This is a genomic window from Leptospira sanjuanensis, from assembly GCF_022267325.1.
In the GTDB taxonomy this organism is placed as follows: domain Bacteria; phylum Spirochaetota; class Leptospiria; order Leptospirales; family Leptospiraceae; genus Leptospira; species Leptospira sanjuanensis.
In genome coordinates, this window is record NZ_JAIZBG010000001.1 from 223431 (window position 1) to 246576 (window position 23146).

The window sequence follows — 23146 nt, forward strand, 5'->3', positions numbered from 1 at the left end:
CTTTCGTTTTTCAAGACAAAGAATTCTTCAGTTGAGAAGCCAGTTTTCCTAACGTCTTGATTTTCTCTTCCACCTTCGGGGTAAGTTTGATTCCTCCGCTCAAACGCAAAAAGTTTCTGAAGTTCCCTGTGCCCGAAAAGATCGGACCGGGTGCGACCGATATGTTGTGTTTCCAAGCTTCGTTCTGTAGAAGAAGGCTATCGATCTTATCCGGCAGTTCGATCCAAAATACGAGACCGCCTTGTGGGTTGGAAATCGAAGTAGATTCCGGAAAATGTTTTAAAACCGATTCTCGGATTTTAGCAAGATTGGAAGAAAGATTCCTACGCAGCATCTTTAAGTTTCTTTCGTATGAGGTTTTCAAATATTCGCTTAAGGCGATTTGGGGAATGCTCGAGAGAGCGAGTCTCGAAAGTTTGATTTCTTTTTGAAGTTCGTGCCCCTTCTTTCCCGGTAAGATCCATCCGATTCGGAGATCGGGCGATATGATCTTTGAATACGAAGAAATCTTATATACGTTTTCTTTTTTATCGAAGGACTTTAAGGAAAGAGGACGCGAAGAATTAAAATACAAATCTCCATAAATATCGTCCTCGATGATCGGAATATTTTTGCTCGAACATAAATCGACGAACGCCTTTTTATTCTCGTTGGAAACAAGACTTCCCGTAGGGTTTTGAAAATTCGGATTGAGGATTACGCATTGGATGGGATAACGATTTAGCGCCTCCTCGAAATGCGAAAGGCTCATACCGGAGAGCGGATCGACCGGGATTTCCAAAAGTTTTCTTCCCTGCCTTTGAATGCTTTGCAAAATTCCGAAATAAACGGGAGATTCGACCGCGATCAGATCGCCCGGTTTTGTAAGAACCTTGATACAGAGGTTGAGCGCATCCTGACATCCGTTCGTTACGATGATTTCGGATTCGTGCGCAGAAACTCCTTGTAAAGAAGAACGAAGAGACAACTGTTTTCTGAGTCCAACGTATCCTTGAGAATTTTGATAGTTGTGGCTGTCCGCCATCAAGATCGCCTTTTTTAGATTCTTATGCAAAGAAGGAATCGGAAGATATTCCTTTTCCGGAATTCCCGTTCCCAAAGGAAGAATATCAGGATTTTGTAATGAATCAATGAGCGAGGAAATTCTTTCGTCGATTCCGAAAGAGGAAACGAGCTTCGGCTTTTTGGGCATGGTGGGAAGTTTCGAAGTTCCCTTTCTTGCGAGAACCACATAACCCGATTTCGGCTTGGATTCGATATAACCTTCGTTTTCCAAAAGTTCGTATGCGAGCAGGACCGTCGAAATGCTCACTTTTTTTTCCTGCGAAATTTTCCGCAAAGAAGGAAGTTTGTCCCCCGCTCGCAAAACCCCCGATTCAAGCATGGTTTTGAGGCTTTCCGCGATCGTTTCGTATTTTGAATTTTGATCTGTACTGGTTAAAATGCTCATTTCTGTATCTGTTATGATCGTTGTAAATTTGTTATAACAGGATTACTTCAGGAAGGAAATCATTTTTTATGAAACTTAGAATTCTTCAGATCGACGCCTTTGCACAAAAAGTCTTTCAGGGAAATCCCGCCGCGGTTTGTCCTTTGCAGGAATGGATTTCGGACGAACGGATGCAAAAGATCGCGATGGAGAATAATCTGAGCGAAACCGTATTCTTCGTTCGAGAAGGAGAATCGTATCGTATTCGTTGGTTTACACCGCTTCGAGAAGTCGATCTTTGCGGACACGCTACGCTCGCGACCGCGTTTTATCTATTTGACGAAGGCGGGTTTACGGGCGATCGGATTCGTTTTCAATCCCTATCGGGAGAATTAAACGTATTCAAAAAAGAGAATGTTCTTTATCTCGATTTCCCTTCCCGAAAACCGGCGCTTGTTGAGGCGCCGGAAATAGTGCTGAATTCGTTTTCGATTCGACCTAAGGAAGTTTGGAAAGCGCGGGATTATATGCTCGTCTATGAAAACGAAACCCAGCTTAGAGAAGTTCAATGCGACATTCAGGGATTAAGAAATATGGACGCGTTAGGCGTCATTCTAACCTGTCCTGGTTCGGGTGAATTCGACTTTTTATCCCGATTTTTTTCCGCGAGCATCGGCTTAGCAGAAGATCCGGTTACCGGTTCTTCCCATTGCACGCTCATTCCGTTTTGGTCCGAACGTCTCGGCAAAAAGAGTCTCCAAGCGTATCAGGCTTCGAGCAGAGGAGGAAAACTTTTTTGCGAGAATTTGGGCGAACGCGTTCGAATCGGAGGAACCTGCGTATCGTATTTGGAAGGTTGGATCGAGATATGAATCGGGAGCAGTTTTATTTTTCGGATCGGATTCTAAAATCGAGCCGGTCGTTTATCCGCGAGATCTTGAAAGCGACTTCTCATCCGGGAATGATTTCGTTTGCGGGGGGACATCCCGATCCTTCTTTGTTTCCCGTGGAAGAACTTCGCTTATCTACGGAAAGCGCGTTTCGAAAATACGGTTCGGATCTTCTTCAATACGGAATTTCCGAAGGATTCACTCCGCTCCGAGAGAAAATTTTCGAAATATATTACAAAAACATAAACTATCCTTTGAGTTCGGAAAACATTCTGATAACGACCGGTTCCCAGCAGGCTTTGGATTTGATCGGAAAGGTTCTGATCAATCCGGGAGATCCGATCTTTATCGAACGTCCGGGTTATTTGGGAGCGATCCAGGCATTTTCTTTGTACGAACCTTCCTTGGTCGGAATCCCGCTGGAAGAAGACGGAATGGATCTCGAATTTTTGAAGCGATCGTTTGCAACTACCGTTCCTAAGTTTTTGTATTCAAATCCGACGTTTCAAAATCCGACCGGAAAAACCACTCCTCTTGAAAAAAGAAAACGTCTTGCGGAGATTCTAAAATCGCAAAATTCCATTTTGGTCGAGGATAATCCTTACGGAGAAATCCGTTTCGATTCGGAGAATCTTCCCAGCATTCAATCCTTGTATCCGGAAGGAACGATCAGTCTCGGCACTTTTTCCAAAATCTTGACGCCCGGTTTTCGAGTAGGTTGGATCTGCGCTCCGAAACAAATAATTGATAAGATTTTAATCGCGAAACAGGCGAGCGATCTTCATTCGAATCTTCTTTCACAAATCGTTTTGGACGAATATTTGAATCTTTACGATTTGGATTTACAAATCGTAAAAACGCGTTCTTCTTATCGTATCAAGAAAGAATGTATGGAAGCATCTCTGCGTAGATCGATGAGCGGTTTTGCGGAATGGGTTTCGCCTCAAGGCGGAATGTTTTTCTGGCTGAAACTGAAAGGTTTTATTTCGTCGATGGAGTTGTTCGAATCCGCAATCGCAAACAATGTGGCTTTCGTTCCCGGAATCCCGTTTTATACGAATGATCCCGAAACGGATACGATGAGAATCAATTTTTCGCATTCTTCCTTGGAGGCGATCGAAACCGGAATTGTAAGAATTTCCGAATCGATCCGAAAGATTTCAAAAATCCAAGTTTAGGAGAATCGTATGTTGACTCCGGAATACTGCGGACTGATGGCCGAGTACAATCGATGGATGAACGAAAAAGTATATAACGTTTGTCTAAAGTTATCCGATTCACAGAGAAAGGAGGATCGACACGCGTTCTTTAAATCGATCCATTCGACTCTCAATCATATCCTTTGGGTGGACATGTCTTGGATGGCTCGATTTCACAACGAACCTCTTCCGAAAGGTCCCGCGGGTTCGGACCTTTTTACGAGTTTTGAGGAATTGACTCGAACCCGTAAGGATTACGATACGCAGATCATCGAATGGACAAAGACGATTCAATCGGATTGGCTGAATTCTCCGTATAAATTTTTCAGCCTTATGTATCAAAGGGAGCTGGAAAAACCGACTTGGGTTTTGGTCGCTCATCTTTTCAATCATCAAACGCATCATAGAGGACAGATCACGACCCTTTTGACGCAAATGGGTTTCGATGTGGGCGTTACGGATCTGGCTTGGATGGGGAGCGTATAAGAAAATGGAAGTGCGGATCGACACGCCTCATTTGGAATGTCGGTTTAACGAGTTTCGTTTTTGGGGAGAATTCTTTCCTTCAAAATTAAAAACGGTCTTTCTACGACGAGATACAAAACCCAGGAAACGGCAAAACAATAAAGAATCGCCGTTCCAATCGCCGTTGCAAAATCGTTCGGTCCGGGTTGTGTAATTCTGGAAAGAATTTTGGAAACCGCAAGACCTGCGATCAAAATGTTCCAGAGATACATCGTATAACTGAGCCTCGCGATCGGTCGAAAGAATCCGAGTCCGAATACGCGCGCGATCAGACTCTCCTTTTGTAAGGAAAGATAAATCAAAACCGCGTAGCCGGCATTGAAACAATTATATCCGAATGTTTTTCGAAACCCGTGTTCCAGCGGATAAATATGACCGATCGCTAATATACCGATTGCGAAAAGGAACAAAACCGGTTCCGAAAACCGTTTTCTTATAAACGGAATTTGCATCGAGCCGCCGAGGATGGTTGTTTTATCGTTGTTTGACGATGTCCTATTTTCCAAAGATACATCCGTTGTTGTTTTCCACTCAGCGAGAATCATCCCGATCAAAAGGCTGTCCATCCGGGTATGGGAATAGATCAATACGGTAAGATCGGCATCGTTCAGAACATACGCGATTCGAAACAGAAGGGGAACGAAATAGAGAATCGATAGAATCGGAACTCTTACCCTAATCCCGAATCGAAATAAAAAGAACGCGGAAAAGAACGGAAGAATCAGATAAAACTGTTCTTCAATGGACAAAGACCAACCGACTAAAGAAAGACGATGTTTCGTGTAATTTGAAATATAGAACAAGTCCGCATAGCAGCTCCGTAGAATCGCCGAGAGCTGATTCAATTCTGCGGTCTGCAATTCATTCGGAATTGCGATAGCGGATAAACGATCGTGTTGACCTTGAAAATACAAGTATAGAACGAACAGACAAAAATAATAGGCCGGGAAAATCCGTAGGGAACGCGCCAAAAAGAAGTTTCGTTTGGAAAAAGCCGCCGGATCGGTTTGGTATTTTAGAATTCTTGAATATATCAAAAAACCGCTGAGAACGAAAAATAAATCCACACCCGAATTGAAATTCGAAAAAACGCTCCGCAAAATTTCGGGGAAACCCGCCACACCGAATGGAAGCCAAACGTGATACACGATTACCAGCAAAATTGCGATCGCGCGGATTCCGTTTAAAGACTGTATCTCGTTTTCGTTTTTGATAAACGGAGAAAACAAATAAAGACGGATTTTACGGAACATCTCGGCTTGAACCGTTTTTTAGTTTTTGGAATGTTTTTGTTTGGAAAGAAGTTCTTTGATGAGGTTTTTTTCGGAACGTCCGATAATTCCCTTCTCTTCGAAAATTCCCAGGATTTCCATCGTGATTTCCGGTTCCAAAACGGAAAGATCCGCAAATAAGGATTGGTGGTTGAGTTTTCCCGATCTGTATTTTTCCAGAATCACGTGAGAGGATTCGATGATCTGTTGTTTTCTGGAAACGAGATCTTCCATGGTGGAAAGGATCAAAAAGATCTCCGGATCGTCTTCAAACAAGGTAAGAATATGCCGATAAATTCCCGGGCTTCGAATCGGCAGTTCGTAGATTCCGTCTTTGAGCGAAAGATAAAGTTCCTTCTCTTCTTCCAAGTTCAAACCCGCGAGGTTTCTCAGATCGGAAACGGCTTCGGGAGGAAGAACGGTTAAAAATTGCGAGGCGAACTCCGGGTCCTTCGCTTCCTGAAGACAATACGCGATAAAGCTGCAAACCCGCTGAGGACTCAAAGAAGTCCAATATTCGTTCGATTTTAAATCCATGAACGAAGCCGTTTTTTTAAGACGTCTTCGCTCGTCTTCGGTTTGTTGGAATATGTTGTATTCATGTATTATGATTTTATAAAGAAGTTTGTTGCTGAACGCTTCGATGACTTCTTTGATTTTTTGCGGTTCGATGATCGCGAGAAAATATCGAAGTACTTCGAAATAAACTTCTCCCTTGGAGATGAATTCCTCCAATACGAGAGGGTGCGCTTGTAAGAACGCGGACGCGCCGACGTTAATTCCCGCCTTTCCTTCCGCGAACGCGTTCATCTTCTCGCCTGCGATACAGGATTCCCTGATTTCGCGGCTCCAATCATTCGGGATCAGATTTTGTCTGCAATTGGCAGGACACGGTTCTCCCAGCGAGATACCGATTTTGCAGCGGGTCTTTACTTCTTTATCCAGGATTACTTCCACTTATTGTTAGGGAACTAAGTCCCCACAGTCTCTCATTTCGGGCGCGTACGGATTTTCGATTTTAGTTCCGTGACTGACCCAGGTTTTGTTCACCATCGGACAATAGAACTTATTGAAAACGCCGGTTCCGCCGGCAAGTTTTAGACTCTCCGCGAGGTTTTCGGAAAAGGAAGAATATGCTTGGAAGAATTTTTCGACGTCTTTCGAGTCCTTGTTCTTCAAAGAATTTGCCATCTTTTCCGCGGAATCTTTTAGACCTCCGTTTAACGCGATTAAGTCGAGTATACGAGCGACTAACTTTTCCGTGTTCGGAATTTTATTTTCTTCCTTCATTAGAAAACCGTGAACGGTTTCGTTTTCTACGAGGATTTGTTGTAGTGCGTCTTTTTCCGGTTCGGTAATAACAGGTTGCGGTTTTTTACAAACGGATAAAAAAACGAGGATACCGACGGATAAGATTAGAATTTTCCGCATTTTACGAATCTCCGAAAAATGTGTACAAAGTTTAAGTCTATGATTTAAGAAAAAACCTTGGTGTAAAGTAAGGAATCGTTTAAAATTTAAAAAATGCTCGTATTCAACGTTAGCTCCAAGCTTTGAAAGCGAACAATTCGTTTCGAAACCGACCAGAATGACAAGATATCATACCCCTTTTTGGTTAAAGCGATCCGTATTAACGGTTGCACAATCGACCGGGCGTTGGATTCTACTGAAAAAGAAAATCGAGGTTTCTCATCCATGTCGAACTTTTACACGAAACACGTTTTTGTATGCGAGAACGTAAGAGCGGAAGGGGAACGGGTTTCCTGCGGCCGCTCGGGTTCGATTCAGCTGTTAGCTTCTCTCAAAAAAAAGATGAAAGACCTGTCCGTGGAAGGCAAAATCAGAATTCAAAGGGCGGGATGTTTGGATCGATGCGAACTCGGTCCCGTTCAAGTGAGTTATCCCGAAGGAAGATGGTTCTCCTTAAGAACCGAAGAAGACATTGATATATTCTTAAAGTATTATATTCAATCCGAAGAACTCGAAAAGATCCAACATTTAATCTTAAAGGAAAACCAATGAACCTCCCAAAAACATACAAGGCGTTAGAGTTAAAAGAATACAGCGAGAACAAGAGCAGAGCGGTGATCGTGGAAAAAACGATCCGCCCTTTGAAAAAAGGAGAAGTGCTGATTCGAATGCATTCCGCTTCGATCAATCCTTCCGACTTGATGTTTTTAAGAGGTCTTTACGGAATCAAAAAGAAACTTCCCGTCGTTCCCGGTTTCGAAGGAAGCGGAACGGTCGTCGCTTCGGGAGGAGGTTGGTACGGCTCGTATCTGAAAGGGAAGAATGTCGCATGCACCGCGCCGGGAAGAGGGGACGGCGTCTACGCGGAATATATGATCACGGACGCGTTCAGTTGTCTTGCGATCGGCAACGACCTTTCCTTGGAACAAGGAGCCTGTCTGTATGTGAATCCGATCACCGCGATCGCAATGGTGGAGCAGGCGCAAAGAGCGGGAGCGAAAGCGTTGGTTCAAACGGCGGCCGCGAGCGCGCTGGGAAAGATGGTCGTCGGAATCGCCGCTCGTAAAGGAATGAAAGTGATCAACGTCGTCCGCAAACCGGAACAGGAAGCTGCGTTGAAGGCTGTCGGAGCCGAACACATTCTCAATTCGGAAACTTCCAACTTCGAAAGACAACTCAGAGTTCTTTCCAACGAACTCAAGGCCACGGTTTGTCTGGATGCAGTTGCGGGAGAATTGACTGCCCGGGTTTTAGGAGCGATGCCTTACGGAAGCAGAGTAATCGTATACGGAGCTTTGTCCGAAAAAGAAATTCCGTTACATGCAGGATTGATGATATTTCAGGATAAGAAGTTGGAAGGTTTTTGGCTATCCACTTGGGTTCCGCAACAAAGTCCGTTTAAGATCTGGAAACTTTCGAGAGAACTTCGTGCGCTTGCAAAGAAGGAATTGAAGACCGATATCGCTGCCAGATTTCCGTTGGAAAAAGCGGCGGAGGCGATCGATCACTACGCGGTCAATATGACCAAGGGAAAAGTTTTGATCCAAACTCCGTATGCGGAAGGCAAGTGATCCTTTGAAGATGCTGCGCTTCTCCGGACTTCGGATCGGATTCGTACTTCTATTCGGGTTTACGATTTGGTTCCATTCCTGTTCTGCTTTAAAAGACAATTACAAAGCCCTGCAGAAATGCAGGTTCCAAGTTTTGTCGATGGAAATCCTAAGGGCCGAACTGATTTCGTTTCCACCCGTTCCGAAAATCATTTTTTTGGCGAAGGTTGAAATCGAAAATCCGAACGAAACGGATGTGACGCTTCACAAATTTGATCTTTCCTTTTACGTTCCCGATCAAACCGGAAAAGAATCCGAGCTGGCTCGGGTTCTTTCCAACGAAAAATTCGTGATTCCCGCGCTTCAGAAAAAGACGGTCGATCTTCAAGTCGAAACGTTGTTTGAAAAAAAGATGGATCGGGATCTTTTACAAATCGCCTTAGGAATTCTGCGGGCCGGTCTTTCCGGAAAGGAACTCGACATTTCGATCCGCGGTAGTTTCGAATACGAGACGATGTTCGGACCGGTTCAAATCCCCGTGAACGAAAGAATTCCCTTGAAGACGGGTAAGAAAGGCGGGTTGGGAATCTGAGGAATTCTTTGAGGTTTGATTTGATTCTCCCTTTGCTAAGAATGGCAATTATGACCCGTTTCCCATCGATACAAAACCGGTTTTTAAAAAATTGCCGGTTCGGATTTTTTCTTTTCGGTTTCATTTTTTTCATCGGATGTTATCAAAAGAATACGGACGCGGATTTTTATACGTTCGAAGAAGCCAACACGAAACTCATCTTTGCATACGAATCCAAGGACGTGACCTGCAACACGAACCGTAGAATCACCGCCTTTGTGCCTGGGCGTTCTCGTAAAAAGGACATCGATCTTTGCGTAAACGCGGTTCTCGCTGTCAGCTGTCAATCCTGGGCTTCCACAAACACGGATTCAACGCCCGCGACTTGTAAGGCGATCGAGTTTCGTTATTGAGGATGTGAGGAAAGAAAATGAAACCCGCGGAATGGTTTTTTGTCATCAGTCTTTTGCTTGCGGGTTTGATTTATCTGTTTCTGCTTCTGGTACGAAGAAAAGAAAAAACGGCTCACAACTCGATCGTTAAATATTCTTTGCCGAAAGACGATTTAAATTCTTCTCTCAATCGAATCGAACCGAAAGAAAACAAAACTCAAAAGACGAACGTCCTCGAAGTGTTCGATTACAACGGAATCAAGATCATGCATGAGAACGGAATTTACACCGTGAATACCGGCGGTGAAATCGAAGTCTACGGTTCTTGGCAAACTCTTCCTTCGCGTTATCAAAGAATGGTGAAAGAAATGGATCACCGAGCCACCGGCGAAAAGAAAGCGGGAAAATATTACATGGAGATTTTAAACGGAGTCTACTACGTGATCTTTCCGGACGGCAAAAAACATAAATACAAACATTTCGAAGACATCCCCGAAAAGATCCGAAAGAATTTAGGTTATTGATGGATGAGAAATCGACCCGTTCGTCGGATTCACTGAACTCGAATCGCCCTTGGAAACGTTGGACAAGCGGTAACACATTGACCGCAGCCCGTACAAGCCTTTGAAAAAGAAGGTTTGTTCCCTTTAAAACTCACGACTCCATCCACGGGACAAGCGGCTTTGCAGTTCGAACAAGTCGATTCTCCCGTTTTGGAATTGATGCAAAATTCGAAAATTCCTTTCGCCTGACCGAACTTAGGCGGAGCGTCCAAAGGTAAAAGCACTTCGTCTTTGCAAGCGTTGATACAAGGCCAATCCTTACAAAGCATACAAGCGTTGAGGTTGACGTCCATTCTCGGAATATGTTTTTCCGATTTCTCGTCAAAGACCGGAAACAAAACGCTGTAAGGACAGGCATAAATACAATCACCGCATCCGGTGCATTTTTTTAAGAATTCGGTTTCGGCTAACGCACCGGGCGGAGATTGAATGTTTCGGATTTTACGTTTTCGATTCGGTTTGACTTGTTGCGGAAGAAGAAACTCGGTTTCTTGGGACGACTTCTTCGTTTTTGTTTTTTTAGAAGTCGTTTCGGTTGGATTGGATCCTGGCCGCGCCGATTTCGAGGCGGAAACTTGTTCTTCGGAAATGATTTCTTTAAAACCGGAAGCGAGATCCGCCGCGCTTTCTTGAGCGAGGTCGAACATTCTCGCGAGGCCCTTTTTAAAAAAATCCTTCCGATTCAATCTTCCCTAACTCTTTCGATTCTCGCGCCTAAGGCTCTTAAACGCGTATCGATGTTTTCGAATCCTCGATCGATCTGTCCGATGTTATGAATATAACTCGTCCCTTCCGCGCAAAGTGCGGCGATGATCATCGCCATACCCGCGCGTATATCGGGACTTGCGACCTTTTGTCCATACAAACGGGAATGTCCGATGACGATCGCTCGATGCGGATCGCAAAGAATGATCTGCGCTCCCATCGCTATGATATTATCCACGAAGAAGAGTCTCGACTCAAACATTTTCTCGTGGATCAAAACGGTTCCTTTGCATTGGGTCGCGGTCACAAGCGCGACGGAAGTCATGTCCGCAGGAAAACCCGGCCACGGAGAATCGTCTATCTTCGGAGTGGCTCCGTGATAATCGGGGATGATCTCCATCTTCTGATCCGATGGAACGAGAATTCCGTTTTCATGAGGACGCACTTCGATTCCTAAACGGGAATAGACCATGCGAATCATACGTATATCTTCGAGCTCCACGTCGCGGATCATGAGTTCTCCGCCGGTTACGGCGGCCAAACTGATAAACGAACCCACTTCTAGATAATCCGATCCGATCTTATGATCTTTGGCGGGAGGTTTTAAAGAAGAAACGCCTTCAATCGTAAGAATGTTGGAACCGATTCCGGAGATCTTAGCTCCCGCGGCATTTAAAAAATGACAAAGTCTTTGAACGTGCGGTTCGCTCGCCGCATGACGGAGAATGGTCGTACCTTCGGCGAATACGGCGGCCATTACCGCGTTTTCGGTTCCGGTAACGGAAGCTTCATCCATGAGAATGTCCGTTCCACGCAAGCGATCCGCTTTGATTTCGTAACCGTCCGGGAAAACTTCTATCGTTGCGCCTAACGCTTGTAATGCGAGAAGGTGGGTATCCAATCTTCTTCTTCCGATTTTATCCCCTCCGGGTTTGGGAAGAAACACTCTTCCCGTCATCGCGAGAATCGGACCGGCCAACGTAACGGCTCCGCGGATTCGGGAGCAGAGTTCTTCGGGAAGTTGGTTTTTCAGATTTCCGTCGTGTTTAAAGATATAAGTTCCCGGTTCTTCTTCGGTGATCTCCATGCCCAAATGACGTAGAACTTCCATTAACATCAAAACGTCGGCAATGACCGGAATGTTGCTGATGCGGACCGTTCCGGGAACCATACAAACGGCTCCGAGTAAGGGCAAGGCCTCGTTTTTATTTCCCTGTGGAACCACGGTTCCATGAAGAGGGGTCTTTCCAATGATCTTAAAATACGAAGAACTCATAATGATAGGTTGTAGGATCGGTTCTTTCTGGCAAATCGAATTGTAATCGATCGCCTCGAATCGGAACGACCGTTCTTGACGAATTCTGTTGACTTCCCGTTCCGATCAGGAGATGAACGTTTTATCCATGGACAATTTACATCATCGTTTTCAAGAATTCCAAAAAACAGTCTGGTTCAATCTATTCTGTTATCTTTGGACGGGTCTTTTTTCCTTCTTAGCTTTTGCGCCCGTTTCCCTGAGTCATTTCGTTTGGATCGCGCCTTTCGGACTTTTTTGGCTGAGTTTGAAATACCATGGAAAGTATAAAAAATTATTTTATCAGGGATTGATTATCGGAGTCGTTTTCTACGCGATCTCGTTCCACTGGATCATTCACATGTCGATTACATTCGGAAATTTTCCGTATGTGGTCGCGATTCTCATTCTTTTATTTGCGGGGCTTTTATTCAGTTTGAAGTTCCCGATTTTTATGATGAGTTTTTCCTATCTTTCGGGAAAGATAGGACGTCATTCGGTTTGGGTGGCGGGTTTCTGCGGACTTTTATCGGAGTTGATCGGGCCGCAATTGTTTCCTTGGTACTGGGGGAATCTCGCCGCGGGGAATTTGATTCTCGCGCAGAACGTGGAAATTACGGGAGTTTACGGAATCAGCTTTCTGGTCTTTGTCGTTTCTTATACTCTCTTTCAATCGAATCCGTGGTATTGGAAAGAAATTTTTCATTCTAAAGAAAAGAGAAAACAATATCTTCGTTTTGCAGCGTTGCCCGCTCTTTTACTTTTGGCCTTTGTCGTTTCCGGTGCGATTCTTTATAAAAAATGGGAGAATGTAAAACCCGTTAAGTCTTTGAACGTTCTGATCATCCAACCCGACGCACCTTTGAGTTTTAGGGACGGAAGAGAAGTAAAAGAATCCATCGAAGCTTTGATGGCCCGCATCGAAAGGCTGACCGACGAGGGCGTCGCGAGAATGGGAAAGAAGCCCGATCTGATCGTGCTTCCTGAAGCGGGGGTCCCGTTCTTTTCCGCACACAATACGGCTGTGACCACCGTTGCGCGAAGACTGTATTGGCATCGTTTCGATTCACTGATGTTTCTTCTTGCCAATCGGTATAAGGCGAACGTTTTCTTCAACGAGATCGACGCCGGTTATAAAGGCGAGCCGGGCGCTCGTAATTTAAGATATTATAATAATAACGTATTATATGATCCGAACGGGGATAGAAGGGATTCGTATCAGAAAAAATTTCTTCTGATGTTCGGGGAATATATGCCGTTCGATTTTCTTTATGAGTTGAGTCAGCAGACCGGGAGATTCGAACCGGGTTTGAATCATAATTTAATCCGCTATTACACTCCGGCAGAAAAGGAGAAGGCGCCGAAAGGTTTGCATTTGGGTTGGATCGATACGGAGAATCTCAATCACGAGGCAGTTCGCTCTTACTATGAACCCGCGAAAACGGAAGTTCAGGAAGAAGGCAAATTTCTTCCGTTGATTTGTTACGAAGTGATTCTGCCTGAATTCGTGAGAGAATTTAGAACCGCGGGAAATCCTGAATTTATCGTGAACCTCACCAACGACAAGTGGTACGGCACGACGACGGAAAGCGATCAGCACATGGAGCTGGGAAGACTTCGTTCGATCGAATTGAGAAGATGGATGGTGCGTTCCACGAATTCCGGTATTTCCGCGAATATCGATCACTTGGGAAGATTTGTCGGCGGTAAAAAAACGGATCTGATGACTGCGGAAGCGCTTTCCGAAACGGTAGACGTGATCGATTCTCCGCCTACGTTCTATACGAAGTACGGAAATTTGATTCCGTGGTTGATGTTGTTTTTAACCGGACTTTATTACGTGAACCTCTTGATTGGAATTCGTAAAGGAAAGATATCGAAGTCTAAGTAACGGTTTCGTGATTGTGTCGGCAAATAAGCGGTAAAATTTTCCGATCTTTTTTTATAGTATGTTCCCTTGGCGCGTTTCCAGGAACCGCTTTCGTTATGGGAATATTGCTTTTGAATGTGGATCGAGAACTGAGTTCGATTCTGCAAGAACCGAATACGGATGTCGTTACGCTTTTGATTCCGGAATCGACTTTGCTTCGTTTCCGCTTGGAGTCTCGTAAAGATCTCCCTAAAAGAATTCCTCTTCTTTTACAGAAATACGGAAAGTATTTAACTTCCATCGGTCGTTTAGGAAAGAACGCTAGGAAAACGTTATATCAGCCCAGTCCTGGAAAAGCGAAAATGCGGCGGATGAATGTTCGATTGAGTACGGGCAGCTGGACGTTTTTGGGAATGCTGGCCCAGATTCATGGAGTTTCGAAGTGTTATCTTTTTAATTATCTCTTGGAGTTGGATGAGGCCGGAGTGGGGGATTCTATCGTGAATACGATGAATGAAGGAGGTCCAACATTTCACCGAAATTACAGATACATCCTCCACCTCGATTTGCTCAATAACCGAGTGACTCGAAGCTTACAAACCGAACCCAATGGAATATTCTACACATTAGATTATCGGGACTGGTACGATTCTTAAAAAAGAAAATGTCTGTATTCCTTTATTTACAAACTCTTTCTCCATTAAGGTCGCAAAGCCACGAAAATTGAAAAAGTGGATGATCGGTTTTCCTCGTTCGAAAAAGGTTCCGAACAAAAATTTAAATGTTCCGGCACTTTATCAAAATGAGCCGAAAGCAATCCAAATCGCGTAAAATAAAGTCACGACAAAAACACAAATTACAACTAATTCGCACTCACGGATTGATCAGATAATAAGAAAGAATCCCGTTGAACGTTTCCGTAGAACCGGCGGGTAAATGTTTACCGGGACAGGATACATTCAAATCCGCTAATGAATAAATCTGATATGGTTTGGCAAAAAACAAACGAATAAAAAAACGAAGGACGGAAGAAATATTCGATAGAACATTGATGCTTCCCACGGATTGTTTCCGAACAATTTCGGCGGAACAACCGTCTTCAAAATGGAACTTCTCCCGAAGGGGAAGATCGTAACCCGAAAACGGTTCCTTTTCCGATTCTAAGACTTCAAATTTCGTAACTTTACCGGAAACCACCGTCTTTCCTTCCGGACTTAGAATCGCAGCTGTTCTAAAGTAACCTCCTGGAAAAGAATCGTTCCCTAAAAACCCCCCCGTATAAAAACGGAATTCCTTTCCGTTGATAGAGCGAAACAATTCCCAACGGCGACTGTATTTATAAACCTCGTAGTTTGTCAGAAGATGTTCAAGCCCGCCGGTTCCTAATAGTTCTTTCTTTTTTCCGTCTTGTATCAAATATCCCCACGCTGATTGGAAAGAATACGCCAAATCGGCCTGCACGAATCCACTCGGATCTTTGACGGGATGTTTTCCGCCCGAAAGAGAAATTCCCTGTTTCAAATCCGATTTGAAGGATAAGAATAATTTAATATTCTCCGCATCTTGCTGGATTTCAATGCCTTCTCCATTGAGGGCCATCCGGTTGTTTTCTATTTTGAGATCGAACTTTCCTTTTTCCGCGGTTAATTCTTTTGCGGAGAATTCTTTCGTGATGAACCGAGTTCCTTCTCCAAGCGTATGAATGACCAAACTGATACCGCAGTTCTTCGTTCCCGGTCCGAGATTGCTGACTAAGAATGTCGCGTAGATAAACGTTTTTTCGTCTCGATACGAATAATTCCAGGCTTGAAAGTAACCTTCCTGTAAATAGGGTTGAAACGAATAATCCTTGATTCCGGCCCTTTTTAAAACCGTCGAATCGTCGGCATAAAGAGAAACAATACCGCTCAATGCAAAGAAAAGACAAAATTCTGCAAACAGCGTAAACACGGAACCGAAGTTTCTAACGTTACAAAAAGACCGGGCCGAATGGATTCTTTTGTGAAAGCGAATTCTTCCAAACATTCCGAAGATCCTTCGGTCTTACAAGGAATTGATCAAGCAGAATCTTTGCGGTCGAAGGTTTTCGTTTCCTTCTCCTCAGCAAAAACGCAATTCTCCTCATAAAGGTCGGAAACGCACGGACATTGAAAGATCGGGTGATCCGTTTTTCCCTGTTCCAAAAAATAATCCTTTGCTTCACGAATCCCGTCTTGATGAATCCAGGATTCGAATCGTTTTCCGACCCGTAAAAAAATTACGAATTCATGTTCCTTTCTACGCTTTAAGAAAACGTCGAAATTTTCGGATTCTTCCCTTACGAGTTTTACCCGTAACTTTTGCCCCTCGTTCAATTGTTTAAGGGGAACTTTCGGAATATAGAAGTCGTTCAGCGTAGATACGATTTTTAAGAAATCTCTCCGGTTGGAAACGAGCTTCATCCATTCTCCCTGATTCAAATCGATCGTCTGCGCCATCGGTCACCTCGATGGAAGCGGTTCCGAGGATTCAACGTTGCGGCGACGCGAGGCGGATTTTTTTTCGAACGGAAAAAGAAAAAGACGGAAAGCCCCGTTTTGGGTTAAACGGAAGGGGTATTTTTCAAGGGATTTTAGCCGTTCGCATTGAAATACTTCCTTTTAATAAATCTTGCTAAAAAAGCGAAAATCTAAATAGTATCATTCAGAACCATGGAATCGGACCTGCTGGCTATATTTTGGACAGAGAAAATCAAGCTGACCCAATTTATCATTCAGACTACTAAGAATCTTAGTTCCAAGCAGCTTGATTATTCGACAACCCCTCGGGAATCGATCCGTTCCTTTTTGCAAGCTATGGTAGCCGGAGATTTTTTTCTCCGGGTTTCGCTTCCGATCTCGATCGGAATCAGTTCCATTCTTCCTATCGCAAGACAATCCGAAGAAGAAATCGAAAAAGATTTGGTCCGTTTTCGGGATCAGTTCGGCTCTCCCGCATTGCCGATCGGCTTGAAAGAGATCATTACGCAAAGCGCTGAAGAACTTTTTTTCGAAGATTGTAATCCCGAATTGAAACCTCTCTTTCTTCGCTGGAAACGAATTCTTGTTCGCCTTGAAAAAACCATTCAGGGATTCGGTACGAAGGATTCTCTCAAATACCGTTATTTTTCTGTGATCGGAATCGTATCTCTTCCGGTCGCAATCAATTATTTCGAAATGCAGAATCTCTCCTGGCTGAGAAACGGGATTATGAAAATCACGGAGAGTCCGAATTTTCCTTCCCAATAACCGAAAGGACTTTAGAACAGAATAATATTCTATTATTATATCATCGCAGATTTTTAAAGGAGAACTCAATGGCAAAGATCAAGGTAAAAACCCCGCTCGTAGAACTTGACGGGGACGAAATGACCAGGATCATCTGGAAGGAGATCAAGGATCGATTCATTCATCCGTATCTCGATATCGAACTGGACTACTATGATTTAGGCGTGGAATACCGCGATAAAACCGACGATAAGGTTACGGTTGATTCCGCTCACGCGATTCAAAAATACGGAGTGGGCGTAAAATGCGCGACCATCACTCCGAACCAAGACAGAGTTAAAGAATACAATCTCAAACAAGAATGGAAATCTCCGAACGGAACGATTCGTTCGATTCTCGACGGAACCGTTTTTCGTAAGCCGATCATCGTAAAAAATATTCCGGCTGCGGTTCGTTCTTGGGTAAAACCGATCACAGTCGGTCGTCACGCTTACGGAGATCTTTATAAGGACACCGAACTCTACATTCCGGAAGCCGGAAAAGTGGAACTGGTTTATACCGGAAAAGACGGAAAAGAAAAACAAAGAGCTTTGATCCACGACTTCGATGGAGCCGGCGTAATCATGGGTCAGCATAACTTGGATAAATCGATTCTTAGTTTTGCACAGGCTTGTTTCAATTACGCGCTTTCCGAAAAGATCAACATTTGGTTTGCAACGAAAGATACCATTTCTAAAAAGTATCACGCGAGATTCCGCGCGATCTTCGACGAACTCGCAAAAGCGAAAGCGGACGATCTTAAAAAAGCGGGAATCGAATATCAGTATTATTTAATCGACGACGCTGTTGCGCAGATCATGAAAAACGAGGGCGGTATGCTCTGGGCTCTCATGAACTACGACGGGGACGTGATGAGCGACATGGTCGCATCCGGATTCGGATCTTTGGGATTGATGACTTCCGTGCTCGTTTCTCCGGATGGAAAATACGAATACGAAGCGGCTCATGGAACCGTGACCAGACACTATCGTAAGTATCAACAAGGTGAAACCACTTCTACGAACTCCGTTGCATCCATCTTTGCGTGGACCGGAGCATTGATCAAAAGGGGAGAATTGGACGGAACTCCGGATGTTGTCGCGTTCGGTCAAAAACTCGAAAAAGCAGTCATCGATACCATCGAAGGCGGAGAAATGACGAAAGACTTAACTCTTCTCTGCACGGATCCGAAAGCGAAGTCTCTGGACACATTCCAGTTTATGGAAGCGATTCAGAAAAAACTTTAATCGTCACTGAAAGTTCCCGACTAAAGGATCGGAACCGGCTTCCGCGTCCGACGGTCGGGAATTTCAGAGTTGTCGATTATATCTCGATTATGAACTTCAAGATTTCGATTTCAAACCGAATTCTTTCTTTCTGTTTAAGCGTACGCGATTTCCGAATTTCAGCAAAGCCCTCATTTGCACGATTTGCATTTACATTCTTACTTTTAGTCTTATCTTTCAATCTTTCTCTTTTCTCTCAAAAAGGACCGAAAGAACCTACGCTACCAACGGAACCCACCGTAAACTCCGATTCACGCAATCAAAGAGGAGAACCGAGCAAACAAACGGGTTCCGGCGTGGACGAAAAGGGAGAAAAGAAAATCAAAGCCATTCTTTGCGATGGGCGCGATGTGGAAGGATATTGGAAAAATCCTCCTCTCGAATTCAAGTTCCAACACAAAAAAAGCAACATCACGTATTCCAAATCTTTAAAGCTCGAAGAGGTTTCCAAGATCAAGATTACCGGCTGGAAATTAAAATCCTCTCAGAAACGGAAAGAGGGGACTCCCTATCGGGTCGAACCGTTTCAGATTCAGATAGTTTCCTTTTCGGGAGAAACGTTCGTCAAAGAACCTTCCCCTACCGGAGAAATCCAGCAAATCCAAATCAACAATCAGTTCGGAGATGCGACCCTGTTTTTATATTGGAACGACTTGCAATATGAAAACGGGCAGTGGTATTCGGGTTTAAAATCTTTTTCGGGAGAATTCAGAACGGACTGTCACCCCGACGTCGTCCGAGAAATTCAATTCCCCGCATCGAACTAAATTATATTTTTCGAATATATTCCAGGATTTTTCTTTCGGAGTACGGTTTCTGAAGAACATGTACGTTTTTGTGAAGAACGGTTATGTTCGTTCCCGCGTTTTCTTCCAAACCCGTGATTACCGCGATCGGAATTTTGTCGAACTTTTCCTGTTTCCGAATCGTTTCCACGAGCTCTTCTCCCGAAAAATTAGGCATGATCCAATCCGTTAGAATGGTGGAAACCGGCTCGTTGCTCGACTCCAGATATTCGTAAGCCTTCTTACCTTCCGAAAACGCCTGAAACGTATATCCGTTCTTTTTCAGAATTTTTCCCAATAAAAGCAGATTCAGTTCCGAATCGTCGATGATCAGAATTTTTCCGATCGTATGCGTTTCCGCGTGATGGTTCGTTTCCGATCCGTAAGCCAACTCGATGATTTCTTTGATGACGATCTTGAACTCGTCAATTCCGGAAGGTTTCGGAAAGATTCCGTCAAAACCGAATTCCGCGGACTTGGCGCGGTTCGCTTCGATATCGCCGGATGTAATCAGATATATTTTAGAATTCTTGCATGCGCTGTCTTTTTTTTCCCGTTGGCTATTGCGGATGATTTTACAGACTGTAAAACCGTCCGCGTCCGGGAGAATCATGCCGATCGTGATCAGATCGAAATGTTCCTTAAACGCAAGATCCAAACCTTCTTTGGCCGATCCGGCTTCTACGATTTGAAAATCTTCCGCAGGAAAAAAAGAAGATATGATTCTTCTTACCGTGGCTCCGGAATCTAAAACGAGCACTTTCAAATCTATTTTTCTCCGGAATTGATTTCCGAAATCCCCGCTTCGTAAATACGAATTTGATTTTGCAATTCATCTGCGATTCGGTTCGGATCGTTCATCGATTCTCGATCGGGTTTTGCCCAAATGAATTGTTGGGATGGATTCGTATCTAAACTAAGATAAAAAATCGGGGATGTTCCGGCAACTTGTTGCGTCTCGATAGGCAGAAGCGTAAAAGAACCGAACAGAGAAAAGACCGCTTTGTATTTTTTTTCGAGATGAACGAATTCATAGGTGCGAGGCCATTCTTCCTCACCGGATTTTAAATTCATCGGAAAGAGACCGGAAAGAAACGAAATCAAGTCGTTCGTTTTTTCGATTCTAGTTTCAAATGAATTCGGTTCGCTCATTTTTCGAGCTCTTTCGCTTGATTCCATAAACGATCCATTTCGTCCAAGTTGGAATCGTTCGGGGTTCTTCCTTCTTTTTGTAAGGATTCTTCAATGTATTGAAATCGATTTTTAAATTTCGCGTTGGTTCTCGTGAGCGCGGACTCGGCGGAGATTCCGAGATGTCTTCCAAGATTGACTAAACTAAAAAGTAAATCTCCGAATTCTTCTTCGATTCTTACTTGATTGGTTCCGTCCGATTTCGTCGTTCCGAACTCCGCTAAGAATTCTTCCATCTCTTCTCTTACTTTTCCCTGCACGTCCACGACTTCTTTCCAATCGAATCCGACCTTGGCCGCTTTCTTTTGATATTTCTCCGCTTTTAAAAGGGAGGAGAAATTTTCCGGGACGTTTGAAAAAATAGACGAGTAACTCGGTTTCTTCTTTTCTTTGTCTTTGATTTTTTCCCAGTTTTCGATCACTTCCTGAGAAGAGGATAACGTGAGTTCTTCCGGGCGAAATACGTGCGGATGTCTAAAAATCAACTTATCGGACACACCTTTGGCTATGTCTCCTAAATTGAATGCGTTTCTTTCTTCTGCGAGCCTTGCGTGAAACACGACTTGAAAGAGGAGGTCTCCCAATTCTTCTTTGAGAAGTTCGTCGTCTTTTTTGAGAATGGCTTCGATGACTTCCTGCGATTCTTCAATGAGATAGGGAACCAAGGTCTGGTGGTCCTGTTCCTTGTCCCAAGGACAACCGTTTTCCCCACGCAGCGTGGCCGTTACCTCTTGCAGTTTACCGATTTCTTCCGTGAGTGAGTTTGCCTGCATGGAGGGCCTCCAAAGGGAGATTTGTTCCAATTTTTTAAAACCAAGCGGACTCTGCACCCCTTTTCGTCCGATTTTGAATCGGGATTCGATTGACGTGGACCGTAAAATCGAAGTATGCTACCAAAAATGATACGTTCAAAAAGTTTTATCGTTCTTTCACTCGTTCTGATCGCGGTTGCGAGTCGTTTACTGCCGCACCCGGCCAATTTTACGCCGATTCTTGCGATCTCTCTTTTCGCAGGAGCGTATTTCGCTTCTAAGAAACTTTCGTTGTTTCTTCCGATCCTTGCACTTACGATCAGCAATCTGTTTCTCGGTTTTCACGATCAGGTTTTCGTCGTCTACGGAATGACCCTTCTTTTGGTCGTGGCCGGTTGGCAGCTAAGAGAATCTGCTTCCGTGAAAAAAATCGCGTTTTGGACGTTAGGCGGTTCGGTTCTTTTCTTTATCGTTACGAACTTTTACGTCTGGCTTATGGGTTATTACACGTACGATATGAACGGTCTTGTTCAGTGTTATCTGATGGCGATTCCGTTTTTTAAGAATGCGCTTTTAGGAGATCTATTTTATACGACCGTTCTTTTCGGAGGATTCGCTCTGATCGAAAGAGTGGGTTGGATGGAACCGGCTCCCGTTTCAGTAAAGTAATTCTCTTCTCTAAAAACGATCCCTTCGATGACCCGAAACGGTTCTCGAAGGGTAGTCTTCCTCTCTTCCTTTAAAGTACGATTCCTATCCCGAGATAAAATCCGTAATACGTATCGATCACTTCTTTTTCCAAGGCAGGTCTTGTAGTCGATAAGTCCACTGGCTTAGTGATCGTATTGAGCGCGGTTGTGCTTACTGCATCCGGAAACAGCAGATTCGCATTGTAATTGTATCCGCTCACGGAAGATCTCATCTCCGTATATTGAAATCCCACCATAAACTTGAGCCAGCTCGTTCTTGAAAAAGAAAGGCCCGTATCGATTTGATAACCGCCGCGTTTGACAAGGTTTTCTCCCGCGGAACCTGCGGTTTCGGCGACCAGAAAGTTTTGAGCGCCGTTGTACAAAGTCGTGCTGCTGGTTTTTAGATGATATTTTCCTAATGTTCTAAAGTAATCCGCGTTCACGTGGAATTGAAAGAAGTTGTTGAGCTTCTTTACGATCCGGAATCCGATTTGTGGTCCGATTCCTCCCGCTTTTTCCTCCAAATTACCGAATCCGAGTCCGCCCGGAAGATTTCCGTATTCTTTCGAATAAATGTCCAAATTGCGAACTCCGATGGAAGGTCCGAGTCTCGTTCCCGATCCGGTTTCGAAAAAATAGAGAAGGTTGAGTTGAATGTCCGTTCTTCTGAGTTGAGGTCCGTAAACGCTGTAAGTCTGGTTGAAGTTGCCCGCGGTGGGGTTGACATTCAGAGAAGTATAAGACGGATTGATTCTAAAATCCAAGAAGGTCGCTTCCACTCCGAATTTTTTGGATTCGGTTAAGAACAGCATTCGGATCGGATACGCCGTTTTTGTGTTCCCTTGCGGTTCGGAATAAAAACTTCCCGTATCGTTGATGAGATGTGCGTCGAAACCGCCGGTGCGCGCAATCGTATTTACGCTTTGGTAAAAGCCGCTCGTATAAAGAAAGGAATTCAATTCGTTCGTGGAAACGTTTTGTCTTCTTGCCAAAGGTTCGGGAACCCAAGTCGCTTGATTGAACAACACCGAGATCTCGAACGTGGCGCCTTTCGGAGCTTTCGTGAGTTCCTGTTCGTGAAGTTTATCCCTTAATTCGGAAGCCTCCGCTCTTTTTCTTTGAACTTCGAGAATCATCCGTTGTCTCGTTACGGGATCTTGCGCCTTGCCCGCTTTGAGTTCGAGTTCGTTGGCTTCTCTTTCCAGAGCGTCGGGATCGGATTGTGCGTTTCGGATCTGTTGTCCGGACACGTTCGTTTGAAACAGAAGAAAAAAGATCGTCAGAAGGAGGGGAACGGTTTTTTGAATTTGCTTTTTCATAGGTTCTAAAGAGTGAGAGAATAGATAAGACGAAAGAATTCGAAATTCAAACATTTTTTTCCCGAGTGCTGAAAAAGAAAAACATTACAGAATTCTCTTCGCTGAAAA

The 23146-nt window shown here is 44.2% G+C and carries 26 protein-coding genes; 14 read left to right on the plus strand and 12 right to left on the minus strand.

Translation table 11 applies throughout. The features are described from left to right. Window positions 1–10 precede the first annotated feature (10 nt). Entirely contained in the window at window positions 11–1450 is a 1440-nt protein-coding gene (locus tag LFX25_RS01080; RefSeq protein ID WP_238728454.1) for an aminotransferase-like domain-containing protein, read from the minus strand. Window positions 1451–1518: 68 nt separating this feature from the next. Between LFX25_RS01080 and LFX25_RS01085 the strand changes: the two genes are divergently transcribed. Genes LFX25_RS01085 through LFX25_RS01095 form a run of 3 tightly spaced genes read left to right on the plus strand, consistent with a single transcriptional unit; the run spans window position 1519 to window position 4004 of the window. Beyond that, window positions 1519–2301 carry a PhzF family phenazine biosynthesis protein gene (locus tag LFX25_RS01085; protein WP_238728455.1) on the plus strand — a complete coding sequence of 261 codons (783 nt, stop codon included), beginning with the start codon at window positions 1519–1521 and terminating at the stop codon, window positions 2299–2301. After that, window positions 2298–3497, plus strand: coding sequence for an aminotransferase-like domain-containing protein (locus LFX25_RS01090; protein ID WP_238728456.1), 1200 nt, complete (start codon window positions 2298–2300; stop codon window positions 3495–3497). Before LFX25_RS01085 ends, LFX25_RS01090 begins: the two co-directional genes overlap by 4 nt. A 9-nt stretch (window positions 3498–3506) precedes the next feature. Then, a complete protein-coding gene (locus tag LFX25_RS01095; RefSeq protein ID WP_238728457.1) occupies window positions 3507–4004 on the plus strand; it encodes a DinB family protein in 498 nt (165 codons plus the stop codon). Window positions 4005–4048: 44 nt separating this feature from the next. On the opposite strand, the gene LFX25_RS01100 is transcribed toward LFX25_RS01095, so the two are convergent. The 3 genes from LFX25_RS01100 to LFX25_RS01110 are packed head-to-tail and all read right to left on the minus strand — an operon-like array spanning window position 4049 to window position 6745. Continuing rightward, complete coding sequence (locus LFX25_RS01100) at window positions 4049–5296, minus strand: acyltransferase family protein (RefSeq protein WP_238728458.1); 1248 nt, start codon at window positions 5294–5296, stop codon at window positions 4049–4051. Window positions 5297–5314: 18 nt separating this feature from the next. Beyond that, the gene (locus LFX25_RS01105; protein ID WP_238728459.1) at window positions 5315–6271 is read right to left on the minus strand and encodes a hypothetical protein; all 957 of its coding nucleotides are present in this window, start codon (window positions 6269–6271) and stop codon (window positions 5315–5317) included. A 6-nt stretch (window positions 6272–6277) separates the two neighbouring features. Then, the gene (locus tag LFX25_RS01110; RefSeq protein WP_238728460.1) at window positions 6278–6745 is read right to left on the minus strand and encodes an LIC13259/LIC11441 family protein; all 468 of its coding nucleotides are present in this window, start codon (window positions 6743–6745) and stop codon (window positions 6278–6280) included. A 264-nt stretch (window positions 6746–7009) separates the two neighbouring features. Here LFX25_RS01110 and LFX25_RS01115 point away from each other — a divergent pair, with 264 nt between their 5' ends. From LFX25_RS01115 to LFX25_RS01135, 5 genes are read left to right on the plus strand one after another with little or no spacing between them, the layout of a single operon-like run. After that, the gene (locus LFX25_RS01115; protein ID WP_135572588.1) at window positions 7010–7336 is read left to right on the plus strand and encodes a (2Fe-2S) ferredoxin domain-containing protein; all 327 of its coding nucleotides are present in this window, start codon (window positions 7010–7012) and stop codon (window positions 7334–7336) included. Next, complete coding sequence (locus LFX25_RS01120; RefSeq protein ID WP_238728461.1) at window positions 7333–8355, plus strand: zinc-binding dehydrogenase; 1023 nt, start codon at window positions 7333–7335, stop codon at window positions 8353–8355. The genes LFX25_RS01115 and LFX25_RS01120 overlap by 4 nt, the downstream gene beginning before the upstream one ends. Further along, window positions 8339–8926, plus strand: coding sequence for an NDR1/HIN1-like protein (locus LFX25_RS01125; RefSeq protein ID WP_238728462.1), 588 nt, complete (start codon window positions 8339–8341; stop codon window positions 8924–8926). Before LFX25_RS01120 ends, LFX25_RS01125 begins: the two co-directional genes overlap by 17 nt. Before the next feature lie 50 nt (window positions 8927–8976). Further along, a complete protein-coding gene (locus LFX25_RS01130; protein WP_238728463.1) occupies window positions 8977–9318 on the plus strand; it encodes an LIC13255 family lipoprotein in 342 nt (113 codons plus the stop codon). Between the two features lie 17 nt (window positions 9319–9335). Then, on the plus strand, window positions 9336–9821 hold the full coding sequence (locus LFX25_RS01135; RefSeq protein WP_238728464.1) for a hypothetical protein: 486 nt from the start codon (window positions 9336–9338) through the stop codon (window positions 9819–9821). 29 nt (window positions 9822–9850) lie between these two features. Here LFX25_RS01135 and LFX25_RS01140 read toward each other — a convergent pair whose 3' ends face one another. Together LFX25_RS01140 and murA are read right to left on the minus strand one after the other, a co-directional pair. Then, window positions 9851–10546 carry a 4Fe-4S dicluster domain-containing protein gene (locus tag LFX25_RS01140; RefSeq protein ID WP_238728465.1) on the minus strand — a complete coding sequence of 232 codons (696 nt, stop codon included), beginning with the start codon at window positions 10544–10546 and terminating at the stop codon, window positions 9851–9853. Continuing rightward, entirely contained in the window at window positions 10543–11841 is a 1299-nt protein-coding gene (gene murA, locus LFX25_RS01145; protein WP_238728466.1) for a UDP-N-acetylglucosamine 1-carboxyvinyltransferase, read from the minus strand. Before murA ends, LFX25_RS01140 begins: the two co-directional genes overlap by 4 nt. Before the next feature lie 127 nt (window positions 11842–11968). Between murA and LFX25_RS01150 the strand changes: the two genes are divergently transcribed. After that, window positions 11969–13750, plus strand: coding sequence for an apolipoprotein N-acyltransferase (locus tag LFX25_RS01150; RefSeq protein ID WP_238731464.1), 1782 nt, complete (start codon window positions 11969–11971; stop codon window positions 13748–13750). A 95-nt stretch (window positions 13751–13845) separates the two neighbouring features. Further along, complete coding sequence (locus LFX25_RS01155) at window positions 13846–14385, plus strand: DUF1564 domain-containing protein (protein WP_238728467.1); 540 nt, start codon at window positions 13846–13848, stop codon at window positions 14383–14385. A 217-nt stretch (window positions 14386–14602) separates the two neighbouring features. Here LFX25_RS01155 and LFX25_RS01160 read toward each other — a convergent pair whose 3' ends face one another. Together LFX25_RS01160 and LFX25_RS01165 are read right to left on the minus strand one after the other, a co-directional pair. Then, window positions 14603–15754, minus strand: coding sequence for a hypothetical protein (locus LFX25_RS01160; RefSeq protein ID WP_238728468.1), 1152 nt, complete (start codon window positions 15752–15754; stop codon window positions 14603–14605). Window positions 15755–15786: 32 nt separating this feature from the next. Beyond that, on the minus strand, window positions 15787–16206 hold the full coding sequence (locus tag LFX25_RS01165; protein ID WP_238728469.1) for an LIC_13246 family protein: 420 nt from the start codon (window positions 16204–16206) through the stop codon (window positions 15787–15789). A 213-nt stretch (window positions 16207–16419) separates the two neighbouring features. Between LFX25_RS01165 and LFX25_RS01170 the strand changes: the two genes are divergently transcribed. From LFX25_RS01170 to LFX25_RS01180, 3 genes are all read left to right on the plus strand, one after another. Further along, window positions 16420–16995, plus strand: coding sequence for a hypothetical protein (locus LFX25_RS01170; protein WP_238728470.1), 576 nt, complete (start codon window positions 16420–16422; stop codon window positions 16993–16995). Window positions 16996–17063: 68 nt separating this feature from the next. Beyond that, window positions 17064–18260, plus strand: coding sequence for an NADP-dependent isocitrate dehydrogenase (locus LFX25_RS01175; RefSeq protein ID WP_238728471.1), 1197 nt, complete (start codon window positions 17064–17066; stop codon window positions 18258–18260). Between the two features lie 89 nt (window positions 18261–18349). After that, entirely contained in the window at window positions 18350–19066 is a 717-nt protein-coding gene (locus tag LFX25_RS01180; RefSeq protein WP_238728472.1) for a hypothetical protein, read from the plus strand. Window position 19067: 1 nt separating this feature from the next. Here LFX25_RS01180 and LFX25_RS01185 read toward each other — a convergent pair whose 3' ends face one another. From LFX25_RS01185 to mazG, 3 genes are read right to left on the minus strand one after another with little or no spacing between them, the layout of a single operon-like run. Next, window positions 19068–19850, minus strand: a complete 783-nt coding sequence (locus tag LFX25_RS01185) for a response regulator (protein ID WP_238728473.1) — start codon at window positions 19848–19850, stop codon at window positions 19068–19070. A gap of 2 nt (window positions 19851–19852) precedes the next feature. After that, the gene (locus tag LFX25_RS01190) at window positions 19853–20236 is read right to left on the minus strand and encodes an LIC_13241 domain-containing protein (protein ID WP_238728474.1); all 384 of its coding nucleotides are present in this window, start codon (window positions 20234–20236) and stop codon (window positions 19853–19855) included. After that, the gene (gene mazG, locus LFX25_RS01195; protein WP_238728475.1) at window positions 20233–21048 is read right to left on the minus strand and encodes a nucleoside triphosphate pyrophosphohydrolase; all 816 of its coding nucleotides are present in this window, start codon (window positions 21046–21048) and stop codon (window positions 20233–20235) included. Before mazG ends, LFX25_RS01190 begins: the two co-directional genes overlap by 4 nt. A 126-nt stretch (window positions 21049–21174) precedes the next feature. Between mazG and LFX25_RS01200 the strand changes: the two genes are divergently transcribed. Beyond that, on the plus strand, window positions 21175–21696 hold the full coding sequence (locus tag LFX25_RS01200) for a DUF6580 family putative transport protein (protein WP_238728477.1): 522 nt from the start codon (window positions 21175–21177) through the stop codon (window positions 21694–21696). Between the two features lie 70 nt (window positions 21697–21766). On the opposite strand, the gene LFX25_RS01205 is transcribed toward LFX25_RS01200, so the two are convergent. Next, the gene (locus LFX25_RS01205; protein WP_238728479.1) at window positions 21767–23038 is read right to left on the minus strand and encodes an LA_2444/LA_4059 family outer membrane protein; all 1272 of its coding nucleotides are present in this window, start codon (window positions 23036–23038) and stop codon (window positions 21767–21769) included. Between the last annotated feature and the right edge of the window lie 108 nt (window positions 23039–23146).

Excerpts from the sequence above, each read along its gene's own strand:
- LFX25_RS01080 (WP_238728454.1), bottom strand. The coding sequence starts at position 1,450 with ATGAGCATTTTAACCAGTACAGATCAAAATTCAAAATACGAAACGATC.
- LFX25_RS01125 (WP_238728462.1), top strand. The coding sequence starts at position 8,339 with ATGCGGAAGGCAAGTGATCCTTTGAAGATGCTGCGCTTCTCCGGACTT.
- LFX25_RS01095 (WP_238728457.1), top strand. The coding sequence starts at position 3,507 with ATGTTGACTCCGGAATACTGCGGACTGATGGCCGAGTACAATCGATGG.
- mazG (WP_238728475.1), bottom strand. The coding sequence starts at position 21,048 with ATGCAGGCAAACTCACTCACGGAAGAAATCGGTAAACTGCAAGAGGTA.
- murA (WP_238728466.1), bottom strand. The coding sequence starts at position 11,841 with ATGAGTTCTTCGTATTTTAAGATCATTGGAAAGACCCCTCTTCATGGA.
- LFX25_RS01110 (WP_238728460.1), bottom strand. The coding sequence starts at position 6,745 with ATGCGGAAAATTCTAATCTTATCCGTCGGTATCCTCGTTTTTTTATCC.
- LFX25_RS01200 (WP_238728477.1), top strand. The coding sequence starts at position 21,175 with ATGATACGTTCAAAAAGTTTTATCGTTCTTTCACTCGTTCTGATCGCG.
- LFX25_RS01130 (WP_238728463.1), top strand. The coding sequence starts at position 8,977 with ATGACCCGTTTCCCATCGATACAAAACCGGTTTTTAAAAAATTGCCGG.
- LFX25_RS01160 (WP_238728468.1), bottom strand. The coding sequence starts at position 15,754 with ATGTTTGGAAGAATTCGCTTTCACAAAAGAATCCATTCGGCCCGGTCT.
- LFX25_RS01115 (WP_135572588.1), top strand. The coding sequence starts at position 7,010 with ATGTCGAACTTTTACACGAAACACGTTTTTGTATGCGAGAACGTAAGA.
- LFX25_RS01180 (WP_238728472.1), top strand. The coding sequence starts at position 18,350 with ATGAACTTCAAGATTTCGATTTCAAACCGAATTCTTTCTTTCTGTTTA.
- LFX25_RS01155 (WP_238728467.1), top strand. The coding sequence starts at position 13,846 with ATGGGAATATTGCTTTTGAATGTGGATCGAGAACTGAGTTCGATTCTG.
- LFX25_RS01165 (WP_238728469.1), bottom strand. The coding sequence starts at position 16,206 with ATGGCGCAGACGATCGATTTGAATCAGGGAGAATGGATGAAGCTCGTT.
- LFX25_RS01175 (WP_238728471.1), top strand. The coding sequence starts at position 17,064 with ATGGCAAAGATCAAGGTAAAAACCCCGCTCGTAGAACTTGACGGGGAC.
- LFX25_RS01100 (WP_238728458.1), bottom strand. The coding sequence starts at position 5,296 with ATGTTCCGTAAAATCCGTCTTTATTTGTTTTCTCCGTTTATCAAAAAC.
- LFX25_RS01170 (WP_238728470.1), top strand. The coding sequence starts at position 16,420 with ATGGAATCGGACCTGCTGGCTATATTTTGGACAGAGAAAATCAAGCTG.
- LFX25_RS01190 (WP_238728474.1), bottom strand. The coding sequence starts at position 20,236 with ATGAGCGAACCGAATTCATTTGAAACTAGAATCGAAAAAACGAACGAC.
- LFX25_RS01135 (WP_238728464.1), top strand. The coding sequence starts at position 9,336 with ATGAAACCCGCGGAATGGTTTTTTGTCATCAGTCTTTTGCTTGCGGGT.
- LFX25_RS01150 (WP_238731464.1), top strand. The coding sequence starts at position 11,969 with ATGGACAATTTACATCATCGTTTTCAAGAATTCCAAAAAACAGTCTGG.
- LFX25_RS01085 (WP_238728455.1), top strand. The coding sequence starts at position 1,519 with ATGAAACTTAGAATTCTTCAGATCGACGCCTTTGCACAAAAAGTCTTT.
- LFX25_RS01120 (WP_238728461.1), top strand. The coding sequence starts at position 7,333 with ATGAACCTCCCAAAAACATACAAGGCGTTAGAGTTAAAAGAATACAGC.
- LFX25_RS01205 (WP_238728479.1), bottom strand. The coding sequence starts at position 23,038 with ATGAAAAAGCAAATTCAAAAAACCGTTCCCCTCCTTCTGACGATCTTT.
- LFX25_RS01090 (WP_238728456.1), top strand. The coding sequence starts at position 2,298 with ATGAATCGGGAGCAGTTTTATTTTTCGGATCGGATTCTAAAATCGAGC.